The sequence below is a fragment of the Novosphingobium sp. PC22D genome (assembly GCF_002556635.1).
Taxonomy (GTDB): Bacteria; Pseudomonadota; Alphaproteobacteria; order Sphingomonadales; family Sphingomonadaceae; genus Novosphingobium.
Map to the genome: position 1 here is coordinate 45,879 of NZ_MWMO01000010.1, position 20,333 is coordinate 66,211.

General features: G+C 68.5%; 20 protein-coding genes and 1 tRNA gene. 10 read left to right on the plus strand and 11 right to left on the minus strand.

Annotation, left to right across the window (positions count from 1 at the left end):
- Positions 1-173 precede the first annotated feature (173 nt).
- Both B2G71_RS14980 and B2G71_RS14985 read right to left on the minus strand, forming a co-directional pair.
- Positions 174-248, minus strand: a tRNA-Asn gene (locus tag B2G71_RS14980).
- A 110-nt stretch (positions 249-358) separates the two neighbouring features.
- Positions 359-1,138 (minus strand): NAD kinase, encoded by a 780-nt coding sequence (locus B2G71_RS14985; protein WP_098107221.1) that lies wholly within the window; start codon positions 1,136-1,138, stop codon positions 359-361.
- Positions 1,139-1,220: 82 nt separating this feature from the next.
- Between B2G71_RS14985 and B2G71_RS14990 the strand changes: the two genes are divergently transcribed.
- Positions 1,221-2,534 (plus strand): bifunctional diguanylate cyclase/phosphodiesterase, encoded by a 1,314-nt coding sequence (locus B2G71_RS14990; RefSeq protein ID WP_098107223.1) that lies wholly within the window; start codon positions 1,221-1,223, stop codon positions 2,532-2,534.
- A 28-nt stretch (positions 2,535-2,562) separates the two neighbouring features.
- Here the strand turns inward: B2G71_RS14990 and mfd are convergent, their stop codons facing one another.
- Complete coding sequence (mfd, locus tag B2G71_RS14995) at positions 2,563-6,051, minus strand: transcription-repair coupling factor (RefSeq protein ID WP_098107225.1); 3,489 nt, start codon at positions 6,049-6,051, stop codon at positions 2,563-2,565.
- A gap of 263 nt (positions 6,052-6,314) precedes the next feature.
- On the opposite strand from mfd, the gene B2G71_RS15000 reads away from it, so the two are divergent.
- On the plus strand, positions 6,315-6,605 hold the full coding sequence (locus B2G71_RS15000) for a GIY-YIG nuclease family protein (protein ID WP_098107389.1): 291 nt from the start codon (positions 6,315-6,317) through the stop codon (positions 6,603-6,605).
- Between the two features lie 316 nt (positions 6,606-6,921).
- Here the strand turns inward: B2G71_RS15000 and B2G71_RS15005 are convergent, their stop codons facing one another.
- Both B2G71_RS15005 and B2G71_RS15010 read right to left on the minus strand, forming a co-directional pair.
- A complete protein-coding gene (locus B2G71_RS15005) occupies positions 6,922-7,191 on the minus strand; it encodes a succinate dehydrogenase assembly factor 2 (protein ID WP_098107227.1) in 270 nt (89 codons plus the stop codon).
- 72 nt (positions 7,192-7,263) lie between these two features.
- The gene (locus B2G71_RS15010; RefSeq protein WP_098107229.1) at positions 7,264-7,686 is read right to left on the minus strand and encodes a host attachment protein; all 423 of its coding nucleotides are present in this window, start codon (positions 7,684-7,686) and stop codon (positions 7,264-7,266) included.
- A 110-nt stretch (positions 7,687-7,796) separates the two neighbouring features.
- Here B2G71_RS15010 and recG point away from each other — a divergent pair, with 110 nt between their 5' ends.
- Positions 7,797-9,854: an ATP-dependent DNA helicase RecG gene (recG, locus tag B2G71_RS15015; RefSeq protein WP_098107231.1), complete on the plus strand. Its 2,058-nt coding sequence runs from the start codon at positions 7,797-7,799 to the stop codon at positions 9,852-9,854.
- Between the two features lie 28 nt (positions 9,855-9,882).
- Here recG and B2G71_RS15020 read toward each other — a convergent pair whose 3' ends face one another.
- Both B2G71_RS15020 and B2G71_RS15025 read right to left on the minus strand, forming a co-directional pair.
- Positions 9,883-10,428 (minus strand): GNAT family N-acetyltransferase, encoded by a 546-nt coding sequence (locus tag B2G71_RS15020; protein ID WP_098107233.1) that lies wholly within the window; start codon positions 10,426-10,428, stop codon positions 9,883-9,885.
- Positions 10,429-10,479: 51 nt separating this feature from the next.
- Positions 10,480-10,782, minus strand: coding sequence for a DUF1153 domain-containing protein (locus B2G71_RS15025; RefSeq protein ID WP_098107235.1), 303 nt, complete (start codon positions 10,780-10,782; stop codon positions 10,480-10,482).
- Positions 10,783-11,009: 227 nt separating this feature from the next.
- Between B2G71_RS15025 and B2G71_RS15030 the strand changes: the two genes are divergently transcribed.
- Positions 11,010-11,303, plus strand: coding sequence for a PilZ domain-containing protein (locus B2G71_RS15030; RefSeq protein WP_141521583.1), 294 nt, complete (start codon positions 11,010-11,012; stop codon positions 11,301-11,303).
- On the opposite strand, the gene B2G71_RS15035 is transcribed toward B2G71_RS15030, so the two are convergent.
- The 4 genes from B2G71_RS15035 to B2G71_RS15050 are packed head-to-tail and all read right to left on the minus strand — an operon-like array spanning position 11,291 to position 14,484.
- The gene (locus B2G71_RS15035; RefSeq protein ID WP_240530171.1) at positions 11,291-11,998 is read right to left on the minus strand and encodes a DUF2459 domain-containing protein; all 708 of its coding nucleotides are present in this window, start codon (positions 11,996-11,998) and stop codon (positions 11,291-11,293) included. The two genes, B2G71_RS15030 and B2G71_RS15035, sit on opposite strands and share 13 nt — an antisense overlap.
- On the minus strand, positions 11,968-12,888 hold the full coding sequence (locus B2G71_RS15040; protein ID WP_098107238.1) for a 50S ribosomal protein L11 methyltransferase: 921 nt from the start codon (positions 12,886-12,888) through the stop codon (positions 11,968-11,970). Before B2G71_RS15040 ends, B2G71_RS15035 begins: the two co-directional genes overlap by 31 nt.
- Positions 12,885-13,778, minus strand: coding sequence for a subclass B3 metallo-beta-lactamase (gene bla / locus B2G71_RS15045; protein WP_098107239.1), 894 nt, complete (start codon positions 13,776-13,778; stop codon positions 12,885-12,887). The genes B2G71_RS15040 and bla overlap by 4 nt, the downstream gene beginning before the upstream one ends.
- Positions 13,768-14,484: an SDR family oxidoreductase gene (locus tag B2G71_RS15050; RefSeq protein WP_098107241.1), complete on the minus strand. Its 717-nt coding sequence runs from the start codon at positions 14,482-14,484 to the stop codon at positions 13,768-13,770. The genes bla and B2G71_RS15050 overlap by 11 nt, the downstream gene beginning before the upstream one ends.
- A 171-nt stretch (positions 14,485-14,655) precedes the next feature.
- On the opposite strand from B2G71_RS15050, the gene sdhC reads away from it, so the two are divergent.
- From sdhC to B2G71_RS15080, 6 genes are all read left to right on the plus strand, one after another.
- Positions 14,656-15,048 (plus strand): succinate dehydrogenase, cytochrome b556 subunit, encoded by a 393-nt coding sequence (sdhC, locus tag B2G71_RS15055; RefSeq protein WP_098107243.1) that lies wholly within the window; start codon positions 14,656-14,658, stop codon positions 15,046-15,048.
- A gap of 12 nt (positions 15,049-15,060) precedes the next feature.
- A complete protein-coding gene (gene sdhD / locus B2G71_RS15060) occupies positions 15,061-15,447 on the plus strand; it encodes a succinate dehydrogenase, hydrophobic membrane anchor protein (RefSeq protein WP_098107245.1) in 387 nt (128 codons plus the stop codon).
- Position 15,448: 1 nt separating this feature from the next.
- Entirely contained in the window at positions 15,449-17,260 is a 1,812-nt protein-coding gene (gene sdhA / locus B2G71_RS15065) for a succinate dehydrogenase flavoprotein subunit (RefSeq protein ID WP_098107247.1), read from the plus strand.
- A 189-nt stretch (positions 17,261-17,449) separates the two neighbouring features.
- Positions 17,450-18,046, plus strand: coding sequence for a DUF308 domain-containing protein (locus tag B2G71_RS15070; protein ID WP_098107248.1), 597 nt, complete (start codon positions 17,450-17,452; stop codon positions 18,044-18,046).
- A 111-nt stretch (positions 18,047-18,157) separates the two neighbouring features.
- The gene (locus B2G71_RS15075; protein ID WP_098107250.1) at positions 18,158-18,544 is read left to right on the plus strand and encodes a BlaI/MecI/CopY family transcriptional regulator; all 387 of its coding nucleotides are present in this window, start codon (positions 18,158-18,160) and stop codon (positions 18,542-18,544) included.
- Positions 18,541-20,313 carry a M56 family metallopeptidase gene (locus B2G71_RS15080; RefSeq protein WP_098107251.1) on the plus strand — a complete coding sequence of 591 codons (1,773 nt, stop codon included), beginning with the start codon at positions 18,541-18,543 and terminating at the stop codon, positions 20,311-20,313. The genes B2G71_RS15075 and B2G71_RS15080 overlap by 4 nt, the downstream gene beginning before the upstream one ends.
- Positions 20,314-20,333: the final 20 nt, after the last annotated feature.

The window sequence follows — 20,333 nt, forward strand, 5'->3', positions numbered from 1 at the left end:
GATGCGGGGCAGGACGGTCACCGGGAACAAGACCGATGCGATGTTCGGATATCATGCCACCAGCGCGAGCCGGGAGAGCGCGGCCGAAGAGGCGCTCGCAAAACTGGTGATGGCAAACCCTAAATGGCAAACACACCAAAAATGGCTGATTTCTGCGGGCTTCAGGAGGGTAGTGGCTCCCCGAGTAGGATTCGAACCTACGGCCATTCGATTAACAGTCGAATGCTCTACCGCTGAGCTATCGGGGAGCAGTCCGCTTTCGCGAACAGGGGTGCGCCTATAGCAGCGTGAACCGGTTTGGCAAGTGGGGTCTCGGGCGAAATCGGCACGAGCCGCGCCGATCGGCGCAGCCGGCGCGTCAGACCTGGAACTGCTCGGCGAAGATGCGCTCCTCGAGGCTGAAGCCGGGCTCGAACAGCAAGGTCAGCTCCTTTTCGGTCGAGGCGCGGATGCGCACCGTCTTGACGTCGCGGACCTCCTTCTGGTCGGCGACGGCGGCGACGGGGCGCTTCGAGGGCTCGCGGATGCGGAACTCGATCTCGGCGCTCTCGGGAATGATCGCGCCCTTCCAGCGGCGCGGGCGGAACGGACTGATCGGCGTCAGCGCGAGCATGCGGCAGCCGAGCGGCAGGATCGGTCCGTTGGCGGACAGGTTGTAGGCGGTCGAGCCGGCGGGCGTGGCGACGAGGATGCCGTCGCCGGCGAGTTCCTCCATCCGCACTTCGCCGTTCACGACCACCTCGATCTTCGCGGTCTGGCGCGTTTCGCGCAGCAGCGAGACCTCGTTGATTGCGTGGTAGCACATCTCGCGCTCGTCCTGCGTGGTGACGTGCATCTCGAGCGGATGAACCGCCACCCGATGCGCCTTGGCGACGAGATCGCCGATATTCTGGTCGGCGTGATGGCCGTTCATCAGGAAGCCGACAGTGCCGAGGTTGAGCCCGTAGCAGGGCATGACCCGGTCCCAGTCGAGCATTTCGTGAAGCGTATGCAGCAGGAATCCGTCGCCGCCGAGCACGACCAGCACGTCCGCCTCGGCCGGCTTGACCCAGTCGTGCGTGGAGCGCAGCATCGCCGCGCCTTCCTGCGCCTTGCGACTGTCCGACACCACCAGCGCGAGCTTCAGATCGCTTGCCATTCCATTCCTCTCGGCCGTTTCGCCACGACAGGGCTCGACAATTTTGCACAGTTTGGCAAGGCCCATGCGCTAGGGGCATGACATGGAGGTGGCAGCGGACGACATGCGCGGGGGGCTCGGCGACAAACTGACCGGATTGCCGGGGCTCGATTCGGCGCGCGAGCGGATCACGGCGTGGATGGGCGAGGATGCCGCGGCGCCCGCAGAGGCGCGCGGCCACGCGATGCTGCTCGGGCTGCGCCGCTTCGACACCGTCAACCGCGCTTATGGCGAGGACGCTGGCGACGGCGTGCTCGGCGAAGTCGCCTCGCGCATCGCGGGCTTCGCCGACGAGGAGATGGAGGCGGGCTGGGTGGCCGCGCGCGCGGGCGGCGGAGCCTTCCTGCTCGCCGCGCGTGACGCATGCAGCCGCGAGCGCTGGCAGATGCTCGCCGAGCAGCTTGCCGACGCCGTCGCGCGTCCGATCGCCACGCCGGCGGGCATGGTCCGCCTGTCGCCGCGCGTGGCGCTGGTGCGCGTGCTCGGCGGCGATGACTTCGCTTCGGTGCTCGACCGGCTCGGCCAGTGCCTCGATGCCGCCAACCGGCAGGAGGGCGCGCGCATCGCCTGGGCGCAGGGCGAGGCGATCCCGCGCGGACGCACCGGCGCGCAGCTCGAGACTGACCTCATGGGCGCGATCGACGGCGAGCAGATCGAGATCCTGTTCCAGCCGCAGTTCGGCCTTCCCGATAACGCACTGATCGGGGCCGAGGCGCTGGCGCGCTGGAACCATCCCGAACTCGGCAAGATCGGCGCGGGGGCGCTGTTCGCGATCGCCGAGCGGTCCGACCAGATCGCGCCGCTTTCGCGCCACATCGCGGGCAAGGCGCTCGAGGCGGCCCGGCATTGGCCCGAGCACTTGCGGCTCTCGCTCAACGTCACTCCGGCCGATCTCGCTTTCGGCTCCTACGTGCGGCAGATGCTCGACATCATTCGCGAGAGCGGCTTCGCGCCGCGCCGGTTGACGCTCGAGATCACCGAGCAGGCGCTCATCTCCGATGTCGAACTGGCCGCGCAGATCATGGCCGAATTCTGCGCGCAGGGCATCCGCATCGCGCTCGACGATTTCGGCGCGGGCTTCTGCAACTTCCGCTATCTCAAGATACTGCCGCTGCACTACCTCAAGCTCGACCGGTCGATGATCGAGGGCATCACCCGCGAGAAGCGGGACCTGGCGGTGCTGCGCGCGATCGTGGCCATGGCCCGCGCCCTAGACCTCCAGGTCATCGCCGAGGGAATCGAGACCGAGGAGCAGCGCGCCGCGATCGCGGCCGAAGGCTGCGCCTCCTACCAGGGCTTCCTGCGCGCCGAACCGATGAGCGCGGCGAAGTTCGAGGCGCTCGCGGCGGGCGGCTGAGCAGCGCGCGCCATCGCGTGGTTCGCGCTCACCCTGCCTTGCGCGCGATGGCGCTGAGGCCCTTGGTGAGCTGGAACAGGCCGTTGAGGCGTGACTTGGGATCGCCCCAGGCGCGGTTGACCTGGAGGCGGTTGTCGGGGCGCAGCTTGATCGTGCCTTCGCGCTTGGCGGCATAGTCGATCAGACCCGCCGGGTTGGGGAAGACGTCCTCGTGAAAGCTGACGAGCGCGCCGCGCGCGCCGACGTCGATCTTGGCGATGTGGGCCTCGATCGCCTGGCGCTTGATCTCGATCAGCCGGACGAGGTTGGCGGTGGCGTCGGGCAGGGGGCCGAAGCGGTCGATCATCTCGGCCGAGAGCGATTCGATCTCCTGCTGGCTGTCGGCATCGTTGAGGCGGCGGTAGAGCGCCATGCGCACCGCGAGGTCGGGGACGTAGTCCTCAGGGATCATGATCGGCGCATCGACGGTGATCTGGGGGGAGAGACCCGAGGTGTCCTTCTCCAGCCCCGCGCCGCCTGCCTTGGCGGCGAGGATCGCGTCCTCGAGCATCGACTGGTAAAGTTCGAAGCCCACCTCGCGGATATGGCCCGACTGCTCGTCGCCCAGGAGGTTGCCCGCGCCGCGAATGTCGAGGTCGTGGCTGGCTAGCTGGAAGCCCGCGCCGAGGCTGTCGAGATCGCCGAGCACTTTGAGGCGTTTTTCCGCGACTTCGGACAAGGCAGTGTTCGCGGGCGTCGTCAGGTAGGCGTAGGCGCGCAGTTTCGAGCGGCCGACGCGGCCGCGAAGCTGGTAGAGCTGGGCGAGGCCGAAGCGGTCGGCGCGGTGGATGATGATCGTGTTGGCGCGCGGAATGTCGAGCCCGCTCTCGACGATCGTGGTCGAAAGCAGCACCTCGTACTTGCCCTCGTAGAAGGCGCTCATCCGCTCTTCCACTTCGCCCGCGCTCATTTGTCCGTGGGCGGTGACGACCTTGACCTCGGGCACGTGCCTGGCGAGCCATTCCTCGATCTCGGGCATGTCGGCGATGCGCGGCACGACGATGAAGCTCTGCCCGCCGCGATGGTGCTCGCGCAGCAGCGCCTCGCGCATCACCATGTCGTCCCATTCCATCACGTAAGTGCGCACCGCGAGGCGGTCGACCGGCGGGGTCTGGATGGTGGAAAGCTCGCGCAGGCCCGACATAGCCATCTGCAAGGTGCGCGGGATCGGCGTGGCGGTGAGCGTGAGGACGTGGACGTTGGTGCGAAGCTGCTTGAGCTTCTCCTTGTGGGTCACCCCGAACCGCTGCTCCTCGTCGACGATGACGAGCCCCAGCCGCTTGAACTGCACCGATTTCGAGAGCAGCGCGTGGGTGCCGACGACGACGTCAACGGTGCCGTTCGCCAGCCCGTCGCGCGTGGTCCGCGCCTCCTTTTCGGGCACCAGCCGCGACAAGCGTCCGACCTGGAGCGGGAAGCCGGCGAAACGCTCGGAAAAGCCGGTGTAGTGCTGGCGCGCGAGCAGGGTGGTCGGCGCCACGACAGCGACCTGCTGGCCCGCCATGGCGGCGACGAAAGCGGCGCGCAGCGCGACCTCGGTCTTGCCGAAGCCGACGTCGCCGCACACGAGGCGATCCATCGGTTTGCCCTCGGCGAGATCGCCCAGCACGTCCTCGATCGCGGCTTCCTGGTCGTCGGTCTCCTGCCAGGGGAAGCGGTCGGCGAACTGGTCGTAGCTCGAGCTGTCGGGCTGAAGCACCGTGCCCTGGCGCAGCGCGCGCTCGGCGGCGGTCTTCATCAGCTCGCCCGCGATCTCCTGGATGCGCTCCTTGAGGCGCGCGCGGCGCTTCTGCCAGGCTTCGCCGCCCAGCTTGTCGAGCGCGACGCCCTCGCTCTCGCTGCCGTAGCGCGAGAGCACGTCGAGGTTCTCGACCGGAATGTAGAGCTTGTCGCCGCCCGCGTAGGTCAGCATCACGCAGTCGTGCGGCGACTGGCCGACCGGGATCGACTGCAGCCCCTCGTAGCGGCCGATGCCGTGATCCATGTGGACGATCAGGTCGCCCGGCGTCAGCGCCGCCAGTTCGGCGAGGAAGGCGTCGGAATCCTTGCGCTTCTTCTTGCGGCGCACCAGCCGGTCGCCGAGGATGTCCTGCTCGGTGACGACTTCGAGCGTGTCGTTGGAAAAGCCGGTCTCGAGCGGCAGGACGAGCGCGGCGGGGCGGCTCTTCGAAGCCTTGCCCTGCGCATCCTGCCAGGTCTCGGCGAGCGCGGGTTCGGGCGGCACCGCTTCGCCGAGGATCGAGGCGAGCCGCGCCCGGCTGCCGGTCGAATAGGCAGCGAGGATCGCTTTGCGGCCCGACTTCGCCACCGCGTGCAAATGCTTCGCCGCCGCCTCGTAGGCATTGTCACCGCGCGCGCGTTCGGGCGCGAAATCGCGCGCGTTGGCAAAGCCGAAGTCGATCGCTTTGGCGCTCTCGGGCTGGGCGAAGGGATCGGCGCGGTGCGCGGGCCACTGGGCGAGGCAATCGGCGATCTCGTCCGCGCCGAGATAGAGCGCGTCGGTCGCCAGCGGGCGATAGGAACCCGCCTTCTGCCCCGAGGTTTCGAGGCGCGCCTTGTGATAGTCGGCCACGTCCTTGAGCCGCTCGTCGATCGCGCCTTGCGCGGCGCTGTCGAGCACGATCAGGTCGTCGGGGGATAGATGCGCGAACAGTGTGTCGAGCCGCTCTTCGAACAGCGGAAGCCAGTGCTCCATGCCCGCCAGCCGCCGGCCCTCGCTCACCGCCTGGTAGAGCGGATCGGCGGTGGCGTTGGCGCCGAACATCTCGCGGTAGCGGCCGCGGAAGCGCTTGACGGTGTCGTCGTCCATCAGCGCCTCGCTGGCGGGGAGCAGCAGGTGCTCGGCCACCGGCCCGGTCGAGCGCTGGGTCGACGTATCGAACAGCCGCAGCGTTTCCAGCTCGTCGCCGAAGAAGTCGAGCCGCAGGCCCTGTTCGAGCCCCGACGGCACAATGTCGAAGATCGAGCCGCGCACCGCGAACTCGCCCGCGTCAATCGCCGTGTCGCTGCGCTGGTAACCCTGGCGGCGCAGCAGCGCGATCAGGCTCTCGTGGCCGATCTCCATGCCCGGCTTGAGCAGGCGCACCGACTCGCGGATGCGGAACGGGGTGAGCACGCGCTGGAGCAGCGCGTTCGCCGTAGTGACGAGCAATTGCGGTCCATCGCGCCTGGCTTGCAACCGGTGCAGCGCCGAGAGCCGCCGCGCGCTGACCGAGAGCGCCGGGCTGGCGCGGTCGTAGGGCAGGCAGTCCCAGGCGGGAAACTCGATGACGTCGAGCTCGGGCGCGAAGAACGCCGCGGCCTCGGCGACCGCGCTCATCTCCGCCTCGGCCGTCGCCACGAACACCGCCCGCGCGCCCTTGCCCGAGGCCGAGACCGCGCGCGCCAGATCCGCCATGACCATCGGCTGCGCCCCGCGCACGATCGAGGACAGCGTCAGCGGCGCCTTGGCCGAAAGGATGCGGTTGAAGTCGGGCATGGACAGGGAGGCTGGCAGATAGCCTCTCGGCGGAGAAATTCAATCGGGAAGGGGGCCGCGGGCGACTCAAGTCCGGTGTTTTGCCAGTCGCCGGTTCCACCCGGCCGACGTGGACAGGCTTACGGCCGATCCGGATGGCGGCTTTCGCGCAGATGGCCGTGCGAAACGGACTTACCGGATACGACGACATTGCGGACGCATTCCCCCATGCGTCATGCCAGCGAAAGCTGGCATCGCTCTCGGAGTTGCGCCACCGTGGTTCGATGGGCGGCTGGACCTATATCCTGACCAACAAGCCACGCGGTGTGCTGTACGTGGGCGTCACCGCGAATCTGGCCGCGCGCATGGCGCAGCATCGCACTGGGTCCGGTTCCTCTTTCTGCCGCAGATATGGACTGAAGCGACTGGTCTTGGTCGAGTGCCATGAGGAAATCGCCATGGCCATTATGCGAGAGAAGGCGCTCAAGGCTTGGAAGCGCGACTGGAAAATCAAACTGATCGAGCAAGCGAACCCTGGCTGGGAGGACTTGTTCGATCACCTCGCCCAACCGTGAGTGATCCCAGCTTTCGCTGGGATGACGGATGAGGCTCGATGTCCGCTCTCCCCGACTTTCCGGACATTCGCGACTAGCCGACTTTGCCTCGATAGGGGGGGCATGACAACTTCCCGGCAAGGAACGAGCAAGGCCGCTGTTCCGGACTCCGCGCCAGCACCCGCATATTCGTCATTCCCGCACAGGCGGGAATCCAGTCAGCGCAGGGCTCCGACGCCGAGATCGGCTGCGTTCCTTGTCGTCCAACGATCTGTTTAAGAAGGGAAATCCGAAAAATTTCCCATGCGCTGCCTGAACAATCTTCGTGAAGTGCGGCTCAGCGCGGGATTTCAACGTAGTCCAGCCGCATCATGCGCTCCATCAGCGGGCCGCGGTAGGCTTCGGGCACGGGCTGGGTGCCGAGTGCCCAGGCCATGATGTCGACGTCCTGTTCCTCGATGATCGTCTCGAACAGCGCGATGTCGTCTTCCGACCACCCGGCGTGGAAGCGATCGAAGAAGCAGCCGATCATGTAGTCGGCCTCGCGGGTGCCGCGGTGCCAGGCGCGGAAGCGCAGGCGGGCCATGCGGGGAGGTAGGGCGGACATGCCCGCGCCGGTACGCGATGACGGCGGCGCGGGCAAGGTGTGCCGAGGATCGCGCCGGCGGGCGCGGGCGGCTCAGGTGTGCAGCGCCTTGACGATGTCCGACGGCGGGCGGCCGGTCATGGTCTTGGCCAGTTCGCCCACGAGAATGCCTTCCAGCTCCTTGTGGTAGCGCTTGCGCATCTCGCCGAGCGACTTGGGGTCGGCGATCACCACCAGCTTGTCGATCTTGTGCTTGAGCACCTGGTCGTTGAGCCAGTCAGCCACCGCGACCGCGTGGGCGCTTTCCTCCAGCTTGTCGAGCCGGTCCTTGGGCGCGCCGGTGGTGAAGCGCGAGACCTTGTCGTGGTCGCGCGCGCCATAGCTGTAGTTGGTCTCGTCGAGGCTGGGGGTGTCGAGCGAGGTCAGCTCGGGATCGGCTTCGCGTCCCGTGTTGCGATACAATTCGAACTTCTCGCCGTCGACGACGGCAAAGACGGTTCCATGCGGCAACAACATGCGGTTCCTCCTTGGTTATCCTGCTGTGCGGTGACGAAACCCCCGGGCGCCGCGCGATGTTCCGATCAGGCTGGCGAAACGCGCCCCGGCCGCGCTAAGAGGCGCCTGTCATGCGGCCCGATGCGCTCAACTCCCTGTTTGCCGAAACCGAAACCCTCGACGGCGTGGGGCCCAAGCTCAAGCGTCCGCTCGAGCGCCTGGGGCTCGCCCGCATCAAGGATGTAGCCTACCACTTGCCCGATCGCTTCGTCGAGCGGCGGGTCGTAGGCAATCTGGACGAGGCGGGCGTGGGCGAGAACATCGTCGTCTCGCTCACCGTGCGCGAGCACCGCGCCTCCTCGGGGCGCGGGCCGTTCCGGGTGGTGAGCGAGGACGCGGCGGGCAACCATTGCGTGCTCACCTACTTCGGGCGCGCCTCGTACTCGGCCAGGAAGCTGCTGCCGGTGGGCGCGACGCGCTGGGTCGCCGGGCGGCTCGACCAGTACGGGCAGACCTTGCAGATCGTGCATCCCGAGCATGTCTCGGAAGGCTCGGCAACGCCGCTGGGGCAGCTTCGCGAGCCGGTCTATCCGCTGTCCGAGGGGCTGACGCAGGGGCGCGTGGCGAGCCTCGTCGAGCAGGCGCTCAGGCTGCTGCCCGAGCTGCCCGAGTGGATCGAGCCGGGGCTGGTCGAGCGGATGGGCTGGCCCGCCTGGGCCGAGGCGCTGCGGCTCGCCCACGCGGGCAAGCACGAGGCGGCGCTCGACCGGCTGGCGTTCGATGAACTGCTGGCGAACAGCCTCGCGCTGATGCTGGTGCGCGCAAGCAACCGCTCGCAGCGCGGCACGCCGCTCAGGGGGGATGGCCGGCTGCGCGAGAAGCTGCGGCTGCCCTTCGCGCTGACCGGCGCGCAGACGCGCTCGATCGGCGAGATCGAGGGCGATCTCGCGCAGGAGGCGCCGATGCTGCGGCTGCTGCAGGGTGACGTCGGGTCGGGCAAGACGGTGGTGGCGCTCTCGGCGATGCTGATCGCGGTCGAGGCGGGCGCGCAGGCGGCGATGCTCGCGCCGACCGAGCTGCTCGCGCGCCAGCATCACGCCACGCTGATGCGCATGGCACAGGGTACCGGCGTCGAGATCGCGCTACTGACGGGCCGCGACAAGGGCAGGGCGCGCGAGTCGGTGCTGATGGGCCTGCTCGACGGCTCGATCGACATCGTCGTCGGCACCCACGCGATCTTTCAGGACGCGGTCGAATACCGCAACCTCGCGCTGGTGGTGATCGACGAGCAGCACCGCTTCGGCGTCGGCCAGCGGCTGATGCTGGCGCGCAAGGGACGCCGCACGCCGCACACGCTGGCGATGACCGCGACGCCGATCCCGCGCACGCTCACGCTCGCGCAGTATGGCGAGATGGAAGTCTCGCGGCTCGACGAACTGCCGCCCGGCCGCCAGGCGATCGATACCCGGGTGATCGCGGTCGAGCGGATGGGCGACGTGACGCAGGCGCTGGCACGGCATCTCGAGGGCGGGGGGCAGGCCTACTGGGTCTGCCCGATGGTGCGCGACAACGAGAGCGACGATCTCGCCGCCGCCGAGGCGCGCTATGCCGGGCTGAGGGAACGGTTCGGCGAGGACGTGGTGCTCGTCCACGGCCAGCTCCGGCCCGAGGCGAAGGACGCGGCGATGGAGCGCTTCGCCGGTGGCACGGCCAAGCTGCTGGTGGCGACGACGGTGATCGAGGTCGGGGTCGACGTGCCCAACGCGACGCTCATGGTGATCGAGCAGGCCGAGCGCTTCGGCCTCGCCCAGCTCCACCAGCTTCGCGGCCGCGTCGGGCGCGGCGAGGGCAAGTCGGTGTGCCTGCTGCTGCGCGGCAATGCCTTGTCCGAGACCGCGAAGCAGCGGCTGTCACTGATGCGCGAAACGCAGGACGGCTTCCGGCTCGCCGAGGAGGATCTCGAACTGCGGGGCGGCGGCGAACTGCTCGGTACCCGCCAGTCGGGCGATACGCCGTTCCGCATCGCCGATCTCGAGCAGATCCAGCGGCTGCTGCCGGTGGCGCACGACGATGCGCGGCTGCTGATGGAGCGCGACGGCGGCCTGACCGGCGCGCGCGGCGAGGCGGCGCGGCTGCTGCTCTACCTGTTCGAGCGGGACTGGGGCGTGCAGCTCCTGCGCGGCGGTTGAGAGCGGCCGGCGAGCGAGGGTCCGCCGGTCAGAGCGTCTTCATCAGTTCGACGAATTCGAGATCGTCGCGTTTCGGCAAACCGAAGCGCTCGTCGCCATAGGGGAAAGGTGCCGTTTGCCCCGTGCGGCGATACCCGCGCCGCTCGTACCAGGCGATGAGGCTGTCGCGCCGACCGACGACGAGCATGCGCACGCGCGCGCCATCGTGGCGGGCGACCTCGCGCTCGGCGGCATCGAGCAGAGCGCGTCCGTGGCCGCGCGACTGCAGCTCGGTATCGACGGCGAAGGACCCCAGGTACCACGTCTGCTCGCCCTCGTCCGCGAGCCAGACGCAGCCGCGGATCGGGCCCTCCTGCTCGGGACGCCAGACGAGCAGCCGGGCGCCGGGAGAGCTGGCAAGGTCGTCGCGCAGCATCGCTTCATCGGCGCGCTGGCCGCCAATCAGCTCGCCTTCGCTGTTCCAGCCCGCGCCGCGATAGGTGCGATTGAGCAGTGTCGCGATCTCGGCGAGCTCGTCAGCCGCGACCGGGCGCAGATGCGCAAGCGGCGCGGTACCGGCAGGGGACGCATTCATCCGCTTTGCAATAGCCTCTCGTCCCGAGGCTGCAAGTACCGCGCAGGGTTGTCAGGACTTGCGGGCCTGCTCTTCGTGCAGGTGGCGATAGTGCTGAACCCGCGTCGCGCGCAGGCCGGCCATGCCTTCGCGCTCCACCGCGCGCTGCCAGCTTGCCAGTTCCTCGAGCGTGAGATCATAGCGTTCGCACGCTTCGCGGATGGTGATCAGGCCGCCGTTGACGGCCGCGACAACTTCGGCCTTGCGTCGGATGACCCAACGCGAGGTCCTTGGCGACGGCAGGTCATCCTTGGTCATGGCCTCGCCAAGCGGACCAATGACTTCGGATCGGGTCGTTTCATCCTTTTGCAGCATGTCAAGCCTCCCTCGAGCTGTTGAACCAGCCCCCTGGTGCAGCCCCCCAATGGCGCTAAGGATTGTGCCTGATGAGTTAATAGGATGATATCTTGATTGGTTAACAAATGATCGGGGCCGATGTGGCAAGGCCTTGAAACATCGATTAAATCGAGATGGGAAATTCTTTCCAATATATTAAAGTGTGATTAACTTACCCTACTTACCAATGTCTCGAGGAGGCATTGATGAAGGTCGATCAGGACGTATCTTGCATTGCGTTGGGTGGCGCCATCGGTTCGGCGCTACTTCGGCACGTTTCAGCCGAGGGCTGCCAACTTCTGCTCGAGTCGCGCGTGATTCGCGTCGGCATGCGGCTTTCACTCGCCCTGGAGCCGTCGATCCGGGTGGCGGGAACGGTCCGCTGGATCGTCGCCGGACGCGCCGGATTCGAGTTCGACCAAGCGCTGACGAGCCGCATTCAGGCGCTGCTCGAGCCGACGCATCCGCTGCCGTCGCCGGTCACGATCTATCCTGCGTGAGCGTTTGTTAACCACGGAACCCACTTCATCACGCCGCCCGCGAAGGGTGTCCATGTCCCGGTTCGCACGCCTGAGCGGGCGAGCACGTCGCTGGTCCACTGGTTGCAGGTGCGCGTGACGGCATAGTGTCCGCCGGTCTCGTAGAACACGTCGCTTGCGCCGTAGCCGGGGTGCCGCGTGCCGGGCCAGGCCGGGCCGAGCTGCTCCTCGATCGCGTCGACCAGCGCGGCGTAGGTATGGTCGTCGAGCCGAAGCGGCCTCAGCGTCGGCGAGGGGGCCGGGCGGACGTAGTGCGCGACATGAAGCAGGCCTTCGCCGCCGATCCCGACGATGCGCGCCACCGTCGCGGGCGACAGGTCCCACCAGGTCGGCGTGTTCAGGAACACCTCGCGCTCGCCCCAGCTCACCGCGATGTGGGTGTAATCGCGGCGCGGCGCGGCGACATCGTCGGCGGGGAAGGTCGCGCGCCAGTCCTTCGCCGGCGTGACCAGCGGCATGACGATGGCGGTGTGCACGCCGTTGGTCTCGACCATGATCTCGACCCCGCCCGCCTCGGCCTCGCGCCAGTCCGGATTGCGCGGGATCGACGAGCCGATCCAGGCGGCGAGCATGAACAGGCCGAGCGCGAGCGCCAGCCAGGCGCCCGCCCGGCGCAGCGCGCGGCCTATCGCGCGGGCCGTCGTTGCCGCAACCACAGGATCGACCAGTCGCCGTTGACCAGCCGCGCGGCGAGCCGCAGCCCCTCGCGGCGGCAGGCGGTGCGGACCGCGCGTTCCTGCGTGGTCAGCAGCCCGGCGAGCACGAGACTGCCGCCGGGCACCAGCGCGCGGGCGAAGTCGGGCGCCAGCGCGACCAGCGGTCCCGCAAGGATATTGGCGATCACGAGATCGTAGGGCCCGCGCGCGGCGATCAGCGGATGGTCGAGCCCGGGCGCGACGGTCATCACGAGTTCGCCCGCGCCCCCGCCCAGCGCGACGCCGTTGCGCGCGGCGTTATCCTCGACCACCGGAGCGCAGACCGCGTCGATGTCGCTGGCGGTGGCGTGCGCGCGCGGCCAAAGCGCTAGCGCGGCGAAGGCTAGAAGGCCGGTCCCGGTGCCGACGTCGAGCGCATTGCGCACCAGCGTGCCGCGCCGTTTCATCGCGTCGAGCATGGCCAGACATCCCGCCGTGGTCTCGTGCTGGCCGGTGCCGAAAGCCTGGCTGGCGGGAATGGCGAAGTCGACCGTGCCGGGCGTATCGTCGGCGGGGAAGTCGGGGGTGTGGACGTGGAAACGCCCCGTGCGGATCGGCGCGACCTCCTGCTGGCTGAGCGTCACCCAGTCGGCATCGGGCAGCTCCTCGACCGTCAGTTCCGGCGCGAACTCGGGCGAGGCGCCGGCGAAGAGCCTCGCCACCGCCGCCTTGTCCGCCTTGCGCGGCCTGCGGCCGAGCCAGGCTTCGAGCACCCAGTCGTCGGGCCGGTCCTCGGCGATCTCGCTGCCGGCGATGACGATGTCGTGATCCCAGTCGAGCGCGTCCTCGTGGGCCAGCAGCGCCGCTTCGACCACGGCGCGCGGCGCGTGCGCGCTGATCTTCCAGCTCATCGGGCGGCCCGCTCCTGCTCGAGGCGTTCGTCGAGGCGGGCGTGGATCGCGTCTGCGTAGGCGGCGCAGGTCATTGCCGGTTCGCCGACCAGGCGCGCGCGCATGCCGCTGGCGGATGGGTGCGGTGTCATGAGGATGTCGCACGAAACTTCGCGCAGCCTTGCAAGCCCGGCGTGATAGGCGGTGATCCATTCCGGATGATCGGAAAAGCGATAGTTCTCGGCGCTGACCGGGGAGAGGCTGTCGGCGTAGACCATGGCGCGGCAGTCGGCGCCTTCGCACGAGGTCCAGGTCCAGCTCAGCGCACCGGTGGTGTGTCCGGGCGTGGCGATCGGGATGAGCGACAGCGTGCCCAGGGTCAACGGCTCGCCGGGCGTGACCAGGCCGTCGACACGGGCGGGCGCGAACGGATCGTGCATGCCGTATTGCGGGTCGTCGCTCGCCGTCTCGCCGCTTCGCAGCACCGGCGCGGCGGCTTGCGAGGCGAGCAGCCGCGCGCCGGTTATGCGCTGCAGCCCGGCAAGCCCGCCGACGTGATCGAAATGCTCGTGGCTGTGGAGCAGGATCTTCACGTCGGAGGGCCGAAAGCCAAGCTTCGCGATGTTCGTCGAAACCAGCGGCGCCCCGCCGCGCGATCCGCCGTCGATCAGGATATGGCCGGTCTCGCCCGCGATCAGGATCGCGGCGATGCCGCAAGTGCCGACGTAATACGTGTTGCCGAAGATCCGGTAGGGCGGACCCGCCTTGTCCCATTCGTCCCAGTCGGTGCAGGCCTCCACCCAGGCCGAGGCGGGCGCTGCCGCGGCGGGGCCGGGCGGCGGCGGGACGGCTGTCGCACGGCTCGCGGCGAGACCGGCAAGGAGCAGGGTGGCCACCAGCCTAGCGGACATAGCTTGCCCCGTTGGCGTCGAGCGTCGCGCCCGTCATGCTCGGCGGCGCGTCGAGCGCGCAAAAGGCGACAATCGCCGCGATCTCTTGCGGCGTGGCGACGCGGCCGAGCGGAATGTCGGCGAGCAGCCCGGCGCCGCCTCGGCTTTCGAGATAGTCGCCCGCCATGGCGGTGTCGGTGAAGCCGGGGGTGATCGCGTAGCTATAGATGTCGTCGGCGGCATAGCCGCGTGCGATCGTCTTGTGCAGCGCGAGCATTCCGCCCTTGGCGGCGGCGTAGTGCCAGTGCGCGGGCGAATCGCCGCGATGGCCCGCGCGGCTGGCGACGTGGACGAGCCGCCCGCCGCGTCCGCGCTGCTGCCAGTGGAGCACCGCGAGGCGCGAAAGCTGCGCCGCGGCGGTGAGGTTGATCGTCATGGTTCGCGCCCAGTCGTCGAGCCACTCGGCTTCGGGCCGGGCGAGGTCGCTCGCCTCGAAAACCCCGGCATTGTTGACGAGCACGTCGATCTCGCCGCCCGAGCGGTCGCGCGCTTCGGCCCAGAGCCGGTCGACCGCCGCCGGATCGGCGAGGTCCGCCGCGACCGTGGCGGCGTCGCCTGCGCGGCTGGCGTGGCCGACGACATGGGCGCCGCGCGTGCGCAGGGTTTCGACGGCGGCGGCGCCGATGCCGCGGCTCGAACCGGTGACGAGGATGTTGGTGCTGTGCATGCCGTGCGCCCTAGGACGACTTGCGGCCCATGCAAACCCGCGCGCGGCAATTGCCTGTCCGAATGACAAGGTTCGCGCCTCTTGCGCTTGAACCATGCGGCAATTTGACTAAGGGGGAGGGGACCAAGGGGCAGCGCCGGGGGCTGCCCGCCTCAAGGGGATAGAAGAAGCATGGCCCAAGCCGGCACAACCAACCGACCGCTCTCGCCGCACTTGCAGATCTGGCGCTGGGGTCCGGCCATGTTCGTCTCGATCATGCACCGCGTCACCGGCAGCGGCAACGTTGTCGGCATTGCCATCCTGCTGTGGTGGCTTGGCGCGATGGCGAGCGGCAAGGCGGCCTACGACACCTTCGCCTGGCTGGCGACCACGCCGATCGGCTACATCGTCCTCGTCGGCATCACCTGGTCGTTCTTCACTCACATGATGAGCGGCCTGCGCCACTTCGTGCTCGACATCGGCGCGGGCTACGAGCTCGACACCAACAAGGTTTGGTCGATCGTCTGCCCGGTCATGGGCGTTCTCCTGACGGTCCTCTTCTGGGCCATCCTGCTGCTGCGCTGAGGGGCTTGAACAATGGGTAACGGAACTTCCATCGGCCGCGTGCGCGGCCTGGGCTCGGCCAAGAGCGGCTCGCATCACTGGCTGCTCCAGCGCTTCACCGCGATCGGCAACCTGCTGCTGGGCCTCTGGATCGCGGTGTCGATCCTGCTGCTGCCGAACCTGAGCTATTCGACGGTCGTCGAATGGGTCTCCGCGCCGGTGCCCGCCACCGCGATGGCGCTGCTCATCATCAGCACGATCTGGCACGCGCGCCTCGGCCTGCAGGTGCTCTTCGAAGACTATGTCCACGAGAACGGCAGCAAGTTCGCGGTGCTCACGCTGCTCAATCTCGCCGCCTTTGCCGGGGCCGCCTTTGGCCTCTTCTGCGTCATCCGCCTGGCGCTGGGAGGCGCTGCTTAACATGGCCACTCAGCCCGCTTACGACATTATCGACCATACCTACGACACCGTCGTCGTCGGCGCCGGCGGCTCAGGCCTTCGCGCGACGATGGGCGCGGCCGAGGCCGGCCTGAAGACGGCGTGCATCACCAAGGTCTTCCCGACCCGCTCGCACACCGTCGCGGCGCAGGGCGGCATCGCCGCCTCGCTGTGCAACAACACGCCCGACCACTGGACCTGGCACATGTACGACACCGTCAAGGGGTCGGACTGGCTGGGCGACCAGGACGCGATCGAATACATGGTGCGCGAGGCGCCCCAGGCGGTCTACGAGCTCGAGCATGCGGGTGTGCCCTTCAGCCGCAACGCCAACGGCACGATCTACCAGCGCCCCTTCGGCGGCCACATGCAGAACATGGGCGAGGGCCCGCCGGTGCAGCGCACCTGCGCGGCGGCGGACCGCACCGGCCACGCGATGCTCCACGCGCTCTACCAGCAGAGCCTGAAGTACTCGGCCGACTTCTATATCGAGTATTTCGCCATCGACCTCATCATGGAGGGCGGCAAGTGCGTCGGCGTGATCGCGCTGTGCCTCGATGACGGTTCGATCCACCGCTTCCGCTCGCAGTCTGTGGTGCTCGCGACCGGCGGCTACGGCCGCTGCTACTTCACCGCGACCTCGGCGCACACCTGCACCGGCGACGGCGGCGGTATGGTGCTGCGCGCCGGCCTGCCGTTGCAGGACATGGAGTTCGTCCAGTTCCACCCGACCGGCATCTACGGCGCGGGCGTGCTCATCACCGAGGGCGCGCGCGGTGAGGGCGGCTACCTGACCAACTCCGAGGGCGAGCGCTTCATGGAGCGCTATGCGCCCAGCGCGAAGGACCTCGCCAGCCGCGACGTGGTGTCGCGCTCGATGGCGCTGGAGATCCGCGAAGGCCGCGGCGTCGGTCCGAACAAGGACCACATCTACCTGCACCTCGATCACATCGATCCCAAGGTGCTGGCAGAGCGGCTGCCGGGCATCACCGAGAGCGGCAAGATCTTCGCGGGCGTCGATCTCACGCGCCAGCCGCTGCCCGTCGTGCCGACCGTGCACTACAACATGGGCGGCATCCCGACGAACTATCACGGGCAAGTCGTCACCATCGGCGCCGACGGCGATCCCGAGACGGTGGTTCCGGGCCTCTACGCAGTGGGCGAGGCGGCCTGCGTCTCGGTCCACGGCGCGAACCGGCTCGGCTCGAACTCGCTGATCGACCTCGTGGTGTTCGGCCGTGCGACCGGGCTGCACCTCAAGGACAACCTCGTCGCCGGCGCCAAGCAGCCCGAGCTGCCCAAGGATTCGGCCGACCTCGCGCTGTCGCGCCTCGACCATTTCCGCAACGCCTCGGGCGATTCGCCCACGGCCGAGATCCGCGTCGAGATGCAGCGCACCATGTCGCAGCATGCCGCCGTGTTCCGCACCGACGAACTCATGGCCGAGGGCAAGGAAAAGATCGCCGCGACCTACAAGCGGATGGAAGACATCCACGTTTCGGACAAGGGCCTGATCTGGAACTCGGACCTCGTCGAGACGATGGAACTCGACAATCTCATCAGCCAGGCGACGGTGACGCTCCACGGCGCGCACAACCGCAAGGAAAGCCGCGGCGCCCACGCGCACGAGGATTTCCCCAACCGCGACGACGCCAACTGGATGAAGCACACAGCGGCCTGGTTCACCGGCTGGGGCGGCAAGGGCGGCGAGGTGCGGCTCGACTATCGCCCGGTCCACGAATTCACCCTCACCGAGGATGTCGAGTACATCAAGCCCAAGGCGCGCGTGTACTGATCCGCGTTTCCCCGCAAGGGGTATGAAACGGCGAAGGGCGGCATGCCGGCAACGGCGCGCCGCCCTTTTTCGTTCCCTGAAGCGGATCGCGTTTCATCATGCGGCAAAAACCTTTCGATATCTTCGCAACTTCGTGTGTTGCCAAGCATTTCGCTCTTGGAGCGAGAAAACAGAGACGGAGGCCGGAAAGTGGAACGCGAGAACCTGGATCCTGCGGTGAATCCGCGTGTCGAGGACGATCCTGTGGTGCAGTCGCTGCGCCAGCTCGGCGGCAGGACCTGGGGCTGGATTCTCGCCTACGGCATCCTGCTGCTCGTCTTCGCGGTGATCGTCGCGGCAAATCCGCTGGTCGCCGGTATCGCCACGGGGATCGTGCTCGGCGTCGTCCTGTTCCTTTACGGCATTGCCGCGATCGCGGCGGGCGCGACCTCGCTCGCGCACCGGGCGCGCTGGCTCGAGATCGTGTTGGGCGTAATCGCGGTGATCGCCGGACTCTACGCCTTCTTCAATCCGGTCGCCGGCGCGTTGTCGCTGGTGCTCGCGATCGGCATATGGTTGCTGGTGACGGGCGTCCTGCACGTCGTCTGGGGCTTTCAGGCGAAGCACGATCGCGGCTGGCGGCTGTTTCTCGGCGTGCTCGACGTGGTGCTCGGCCTGATCCTGCTGTTCGGCACGCCGGCGACGGGAATCGCGTTTCTCGCGGTGATCGTGATGGTCAGCATGGCGGTGCGCGGCGTGTTCCTCATCATGCTGGCGCTTTCGCTCAAGAAAGCCGGCACCGACTGACTGACCCCGCCTGCGGATAGACCGGACCCGGCCCGGAAGAGGCGTTGACATTCAGCCGCCATTCATGTTTACAAACGTAGTCGATTACGTGTGTAAACGAAGGAGGGGGCGATGGCGGATCACGAGGGCCAGCCCGAACGCATCAGCGAAGCCGAATACGCGGTCATGGACGTGCTGTGGAAGCACAGCCCGCTTTCTGCCTCGGACGTGTGCGACAAGGTCTGCGGCGAGCGAGGCTGGAGCCTCGCGACGGTCAAGACGCTGCTCTCGCGGCTCGTCGCCAAGCAGGCGCTCGCCACCCAGCCAGAGGGCAAACGCTTCCTCTACAGCCCGCTGATCGCGCGCGCCGACTATGTCGGCACCGAGAGCCGCCGCCTGGTCGACCGCCTGTTCGGCGGCCGCGCCGCGCCGCTCTTCGCGCATCTCGCGCAGACCGAGGCGCTGACGAGCGACGACATCGCCGAAATCGAGGCGCTCCTGCAGGAGTTGAAGCAATGACCGCCTGGCTGATCGATACCCTGCTGATGACCGGCATCCTGATGGTGTTCGTCCTGCTGGTCCGCAAGCCGGTGGGCCGCTGGTTCGGTCCCGCCGCGGCCTATGCGCTCTGGGCGCTGCCGATGATCCGCCTGTTTCTGCCGCCGCTGGTCCTGCCCAGGGAGACCGTCGTCGCGCGGCCCAGCTTTGAAGTCGTGCCGCTGATCGTCGACCGGGTGCCCGCCGACCCCGCGCCGCTCGCCGCTCCGGTGGCCGAGATGGCGCCGGCCGAGGCTGTTTCCGCACCGTTCTGGGCGGAGTGGCCGGTGGTCGAGATTGCGCTGGCGGTCTGGCTCGGGGGGGCGGCCCTGTTCCTGCTTCACCGGGTCTTCGCCTATCGCGCGATGCGCGCCGAACTGCTGCGCGACGCGCGCCGGGTCGGCCACGCGGGCAGGGTCTCGATCGTCGAGAGCCCGGCCGTGGCCGCGCCGCTTGCCTTCGGGGTGTTCGACCGCGTCGTCGCGCTTCCCGCCGGCTTTCTCGCGACCGCCGATTCCGATGCGTCGGATTTCGCCATCGCGCACGAGCTTGAACATCACGCGGGCAACGATCTCGTCGCCAATTTCGCGGTGCAGCCGCTTTTCGCGCTGCACTGGTTCAATCCGCTCGCCTGGATGGCCTGGCGCGCGCTGCGCAGCGACCAGGAAGCGGCCTGCGACGCGCGGGTCATGGCCGGGCGCGACCGCTCCGAGCGGGAACGCTACGGCCGCCTCATCGCCGAGTTCGCGGTCGGTCCGCGCCTCGCGCTCGCCGCGCCGATGGCGGGCCCCTTGCGCGGCGACAAGCCGATCATCCACCGCCTCAAGGCGCTCGTGCGCAACGACGTGTCCGAGCGGCGCAAGCTGCTCGGCCGCAGCCTCTTCGCGGTCGCGGTGATCGGCGTGCCCGCGACGGCCACCGTCACTTACGCTGCGGTCGAGACCGAGGGTGACGCGCCGCAGCTCACCGCGGTCGATCCCGATATCGGACCGGCGCCGGTGAGCGCTTCATCGGAGGCCCCATGGGCCAGCGACGATTGCCCCGATGCCTCGCCCGATCACGACTGCGCCGACCATGCCCCACCCGCGCATCGGGTGGTCCACCGCGAAGGCAAGGCCAACCATTTTGCCATGAATACCCCGCTCAGCGAGGCGCAGATCGAGCAGGCCGAACGCGACGCCGAACGGGCTGAACGCGATGCGGAGCGGGCTGGCCGCGATGCCGAGCGCGCGGGCCGCGAGGCCGAGCGCGAAGCCGAACGTCAGGCGATGGAGGCGGAGCGTGCCGCGCGCATCGCGGAGCGTGACGCCGAGCAGGCCGAGCGCGAAGCCGAACGCCGCGCCCGCGACATCGAGCGCCGCGCCGCGCAGATCGAGCGCGAAGCCGAGCGTGCCGCTGCTGGCGCGCCCGACGTGCAGCACTGGGTCTCGGCGGACGGCAAGGTCGAGACGATCCGCCTCGTCAGCAAGGACCGGAACGGCAAGGCGCGCTCCATGCAGGAAATGGTGATCGATTCCTCGTGCCCCGCTGGCGGCCGCAGCGCCGCCGCCAGCGCCGCGAGCCCCGGCAGCGCCAGGTCTTCGGTGCGCATCTGCGTCGGCGAGCCCGATACGAGCGCCACGGTCCGGGCCGCGCTCGCGACCGCGCGGGCCAATGTCGCCTCGCAGGCCAATCTCTCGAGCAAGATGCGTAACGACATCATCGCGCAGATCGACGCGCAGATGGCCGAGGCGCGCGCTCACGCCGATTGACGGCCGCGCGCGCCGGTCCA

Coding starts and splice junctions, on each gene's coding strand:
- B2G71_RS14985 (WP_098107221.1), bottom strand. CDS start 1,138: ATGGCAAGCGATCTGAAGCTCGCGCTGGTGGTGTCGGACAGTCGCAAG.
- B2G71_RS14990 (WP_098107223.1), top strand. CDS start 1,221: ATGGAGGTGGCAGCGGACGACATGCGCGGGGGGCTCGGCGACAAACTG.
- mfd (WP_098107225.1), bottom strand. CDS start 6,051: ATGCCCGACTTCAACCGCATCCTTTCGGCCAAGGCGCCGCTGACGCTG.
- B2G71_RS15000 (WP_098107389.1), top strand. CDS start 6,315: ATGGGCGGCTGGACCTATATCCTGACCAACAAGCCACGCGGTGTGCTG.
- B2G71_RS15005 (WP_098107227.1), bottom strand. CDS start 7,191: ATGTCCGCCCTACCTCCCCGCATGGCCCGCCTGCGCTTCCGCGCCTGG.
- B2G71_RS15010 (WP_098107229.1), bottom strand. CDS start 7,686: ATGTTGTTGCCGCATGGAACCGTCTTTGCCGTCGTCGACGGCGAGAAG.
- recG (WP_098107231.1), top strand. CDS start 7,797: ATGCGGCCCGATGCGCTCAACTCCCTGTTTGCCGAAACCGAAACCCTC.
- B2G71_RS15020 (WP_098107233.1), bottom strand. CDS start 10,428: ATGAATGCGTCCCCTGCCGGTACCGCGCCGCTTGCGCATCTGCGCCCG.
- B2G71_RS15025 (WP_098107235.1), bottom strand. CDS start 10,782: ATGCTGCAAAAGGATGAAACGACCCGATCCGAAGTCATTGGTCCGCTT.
- B2G71_RS15030 (WP_141521583.1), top strand. CDS start 11,010: ATGAAGGTCGATCAGGACGTATCTTGCATTGCGTTGGGTGGCGCCATC.
- B2G71_RS15040 (WP_098107238.1), bottom strand. CDS start 12,888: ATGAGCTGGAAGATCAGCGCGCACGCGCCGCGCGCCGTGGTCGAAGCG.
- bla (WP_098107239.1), bottom strand. CDS start 13,778: ATGTCCGCTAGGCTGGTGGCCACCCTGCTCCTTGCCGGTCTCGCCGCG.
- B2G71_RS15050 (WP_098107241.1), bottom strand. CDS start 14,484: ATGCACAGCACCAACATCCTCGTCACCGGTTCGAGCCGCGGCATCGGC.
- sdhC (WP_098107243.1), top strand. CDS start 14,656: ATGGCCCAAGCCGGCACAACCAACCGACCGCTCTCGCCGCACTTGCAG.
- sdhD (WP_098107245.1), top strand. CDS start 15,061: ATGGGTAACGGAACTTCCATCGGCCGCGTGCGCGGCCTGGGCTCGGCC.
- sdhA (WP_098107247.1), top strand. CDS start 15,449: ATGGCCACTCAGCCCGCTTACGACATTATCGACCATACCTACGACACC.
- B2G71_RS15075 (WP_098107250.1), top strand. CDS start 18,158: ATGGCGGATCACGAGGGCCAGCCCGAACGCATCAGCGAAGCCGAATAC.
- B2G71_RS15080 (WP_098107251.1), top strand. CDS start 18,541: ATGACCGCCTGGCTGATCGATACCCTGCTGATGACCGGCATCCTGATG.